Annotated in this window: 3 protein-coding genes and 1 pseudogene; all 4 read left to right on the forward strand. The window is 53.9% G+C overall.

Features of this window, described 5'->3' with window-relative positions; translation table 11 throughout:
- Positions 1-173: 173 nt before the first annotated feature.
- Positions 174-1,658 carry a DUF6138 family protein gene (locus ACMP1L_RS10000; protein ID WP_418452929.1) on the forward strand — a complete coding sequence of 495 codons (1,485 nt, stop codon included), beginning with the start codon at positions 174-176 and terminating at the stop codon, positions 1,656-1,658.
- Complete coding sequence (locus ACMP1L_RS10005; RefSeq protein WP_418452930.1) at positions 1,655-3,049, forward strand: DUF6138 family protein; 1,395 nt, start codon at positions 1,655-1,657, stop codon at positions 3,047-3,049. The genes ACMP1L_RS10000 and ACMP1L_RS10005 overlap by 4 nt, the downstream gene beginning before the upstream one ends.
- Before the next feature lie 39 nt (positions 3,050-3,088).
- Positions 3,089-3,922 (forward strand): hypothetical protein, encoded by an 834-nt coding sequence (locus ACMP1L_RS10010; RefSeq protein ID WP_347296287.1) that lies wholly within the window; start codon positions 3,089-3,091, stop codon positions 3,920-3,922.
- 44 nt (positions 3,923-3,966) lie between these two features.
- Positions 3,967-4,263 (forward strand): annotated as a pseudogene (locus ACMP1L_RS10015) (hypothetical protein); the annotation flags it as partial.

Here is a 4,263-nt window from a genome sequence, read left to right on the forward strand (position 1 = left end):
GGACAGCAATTTGCTGCTTTAAGATACGAAAAAAATATTTTGGTTGTTGAAGAAACTACATCCGCTGGTGGATGCGGCTTCTTCAACGCGGCTTCTTCATGCCCTGCGTCAGCCTGTCTTTATGACAGTGCGGCGTGGGGCATTTTTTATTGTTCGGAAAGAGGTGGCCTGATATGAATTTACCAAAACGAAATAGTGCGGACGGGCGCTGTTACTGGATGAAGCTCGAGGTGCAGGAAGAACTGCAACCGCTCTTTGACCAGTGTATCCAGGATGCCATTGACGGGAGAATCACGCGGCTTGATTGCCACTGGCCGCCGGTAGTGGTCAGCAGCGAAGGCGCGCCCTTTGAGGTGTGGCAACTGCTTCGGACATGGACCGAAGCGCAGCGGGCCGAGACCCTTGACGCGGAAAAGGCCATCGCCTTCAGCGAAAACCTGCGCCGCCAGAGCCGGTGGGGTGAAATTGACCACCATCTACTTGATATGCTGCAACGGGAGCTACAGGAGAAATATTTTATCGTGACAGGCAATGAAGATGACCACTTCTGGGATCGGGAGTATTCCCTAAAACCAGGTATCCGTGCAGAGCAGGTCCCGGAGCCGCTGCTGCGTTTCGCCTGCTATGTGGCGGTGAGCTATAAGGTATATGGTATGGACTTTCAGTATCTGGACGCCAATTACCTCTTTGGATTGGTGGAGAAAGTCCGTCCGGATATGGTGAAAAAGCTGAAAGAACATGGGACCGGCAGGTTGCCGCTCAACCTGCAAAAGCGGAAAACAGAGCACTTCACCGCATCGGCCAACGATGCCTTTGCTGCAATCCGTATTACTGCCAGGGACAATACGGAGGAATGCTGCCGTGAAGTGCTGAACTACCTGTGTGAGCTTCTGGAGCAGGAGGATTTTCCCCGCAGCTATGCGGTGGAGTTCAAAGGACCGGAAAAGAGGTATCTTCCCATCACAGGTCTGCCCAAAAAGGGAGTAAACCAGCTCTTTGCCTGTGCCGTGCAGTACCCCGGCCTCCACCCCCTGATGGAACGGTACGCCCGGCTTGCCATGCGGCAATATGAGCAGTACACCAATCTCAGCGATGAGCAGTGCGCGCTCCCCGGAAGTTTTGCCGTGTTCGCTCTGGGAATGCTGGGGCAAGAGTGGCGGCAGCTGGTATGGGATTATCTCGATCTCTGTGATGATGAGCACTCCCACTTACAGGAAAAATTCCTCCGGGAGTATGTGAAACAGTTCGGATTTACCGCCGATACCGTCCCTGTATTTGTCCGTGGGGTGCTGTCCATGCAGAACATGAAGTATTCCAAGGACTATGCCGCGTGGATGGCAAACGCAGAAAGCCTGGACGCTCTGCTGGAGGCAAAAATCCACCTGTCTGAGATCGTTCCAAGCGGTTTTTCCTCCGACGAGGATGACGATGATGACGATGATGACGAGGACGAGAAACCCGCAGAAGAAACAGAAGCCAGCCCGGAGGAAGTGCTGCAATACGCATGGGAAACGGTCTGCTATGTGATCTGGGGCAAAGCCAGCGCCAAGGGTGGTCAGAAAGTGGTGGAAGCAGCTTCGGAGGAACTGAAGGAACTTTACCGACAGATTTTTATTCCGATAACGAAGAACCTGGAAGGAAGTGGTGGCCTGCTATGAGTTTGCCGAAACGCGACGGCGTACAAGGTCGTTATTATTTGATCCAGAAACCAGATACGAATCCCGAAGTGCTGGAACACGCCGATCAGTGCATCCAGGATGTGTTGGATGGAACTGCAAAAGAAAACCATTCCGGCTATCCGGTGGTCGTTCGGAACCAAAGCGGAACGCCCTTTCTTCCCAGCCAACTCCTGGAGCGGTATCTGTCCAAACTGCCTTTGAAGGGATTCCCCTACGAGGAAGCTGTTATATTCTGCGATGCCCTACGGCGGCTGGTGGGCTGGAGGGAGATTGGCTACACCTTGGGAAAATACATCAAACACCAGGTGCAGGAGAGGTTTTTTGAGATTAGAGAGAATGAGGACTACTTTTCGCCTTTCCCACTCTGTACCGCATGGCCGGAGCTACGGCCGGAGGATGTGGACGAGAACCTACTGCGCTTTACCTGCTATGTGGCGGTCTGCTATACGGTGTATGGAGCCAGCGATAATACGGTTATAACCGAACACTACCTTGATCTGGTTTCCCAGCTTCGCCCGGATATGGTGAAGCAGCTGAAAACAGCTGGCAGCGGCAAATTGCCAAAGGACATCCAGCGGCGTAAGACGGAGCATTTCACCGCATCGGCCAATGATGCGTTTGCTGCCATCCGCATCACCGCCAGGGACTCCACCGAGGAGTGCTATGCTGAAATCCTGGACTACCTGTGTGCGGTGTTGGAACAGGAGGAATTTCCCCGCAGTTACTCGGTGGAGTTCCGTGGGAAGGAAAAACTCTATCTGCCCATTCCCGGCTTGCCCAAAAAGGGCGTCAATCAGCTCTTTGCCTGTGCTGTGCAGCACCCTGATCTTCATCCGGCTATGGAGCGATACGCTCGTTTGGCTATGCGGGAGTTTGAGTGGTATCAAAACCTTGCGGATGAAGCCTGTGCGATGCCCGGCACCTTCGCCGTGTTTGCCCTGGGGCTGGAGGGAGAACCGTGGGCGCCGCTGGTGACGGAGTATCTGGATCTCTGCGACGACGAGCACTCCTCCCTGCAAGGAAAATTTCTTCATGCCTTGATTCGGAAGTTTGGGTTTCAATTATGGACACTGGGGGTATTGGTGCGGGGCGCATTATCTATGCAGTGGCTGGAGCCTGCCAGAGAATTCCGCAGCCTGATCGCCAATGGGGAAAGCCTGGATGCACTGCTGGCAGTCAAGCGCCGCTTTTCCGCTTATCTCCTGCCGGAAGAAAACGAAGACCCGAAATTCCGGGCCATCGCTTGGCAGAGCCTGCTCTGGGCCATCTGGGGGCAAGCCTCTGAAAACGGCGGCAGCAAGGTCATTAAGACGGCTCCGAAGGAACTGAAAGAGCGGTATTCTGAAATTTTTCGATCACAGGATGCGTAAAGAGATCTGCGAAATCTTTTACTACAAGGAGGCTGCCCAATGGCATTAACATTAAACTTTCGAGACATCACCCCTGAAGACACCAGAATCCTCCGTATGGTAGCACTGAGAAACGGAAAAGCGGAAGATTATCTCTGCTGCGATGTTACCAATGAGGACGGCGTAACCCAGACTACCTGGTACAGCAAAGCGGATGTGGCCCTCTGGGGCGAGGATTATATCCGGGCGCACACCACAATGGAGTACAGCGATTATACGGGATGGATCATCAGCCTGGATATGGAGCCGTGGAACGATGCACAGGCGTCGCCCGCCAACCAGGAGAAAGGGGCGTCCCTTCCCCAAATTCCCACCTGGCTGGAGGGCCATGTTAAGGAACAGGCACAAAAGCGCCTGCCCACCGTGACCCTCTGCTCCTCTGCTGGAAATGAACTGCTGGAGGTTTGGTATTACGGAGAGTTGTTCACGGTGAAGGGAGAGCCCCAACCCTATATCATAGATGGCGACGAGGCCCCTGGATTGGTGGCAGCCCGTGACCCGGAGAGCGGCGAGACATTTGTCATCTTCGACAACGGGCGGCATGGCTATAACAACCTGTTCTGCGATGAGCATGATCCGGCAGAACTGGAACACCGCCCCCTCAAGCGGTATGAAATCCCTGCCTCCAAGTTGGTGCTGGAGCTGGGCTGCGGCAACGACTATGAGAACGAAAAAGAGGACTTTGAGGTGGACGAAGCGGATACCGTAGAACTGATCAACGGTGAGCGGATGCCCTGGGAGCAGGTCAAGCGGGACGGCATCGACTACATTGCACTTTACTATGTGAATGAAAAAGGGCAACAGGTGCAGATTCTGGATGCGGAACTGGCATGAGTACAACAGGACTGTTTTGGTAGCAGAATAAGGAGAGAAGCAAAATGGAACAGGCATATTGCACCGCAGTTTTCTGGCGCGGCGGAGAAAAGATTGATCTGAATGGGCGAAAGCCGGATGCGGTACGGTGCCTATCTGTGACGGGAGAGCGGAAGGTGAATCTGTCCTTCCTGCGAGATTATCCCAATCTGGAGGAACTAACCCTAATGGAAAAGTGTGAGGGTGTAGAAGTTCTCTCCGGGCTAAAGCAGCTTCATACACTGTCCCTATGGCTGTCGGCCCCTGTTTCCTGGGACAATGTTTCTCTCCCCGGCCTGCGTGTTCTCCACCTGCGTGGGGAA

It is taken from the genome of Ventrimonas sp., assembly GCF_048380235.1.
GTDB lineage: Bacteria > Bacillota > Clostridia > Lachnospirales > Lachnospiraceae > Brotaphodocola.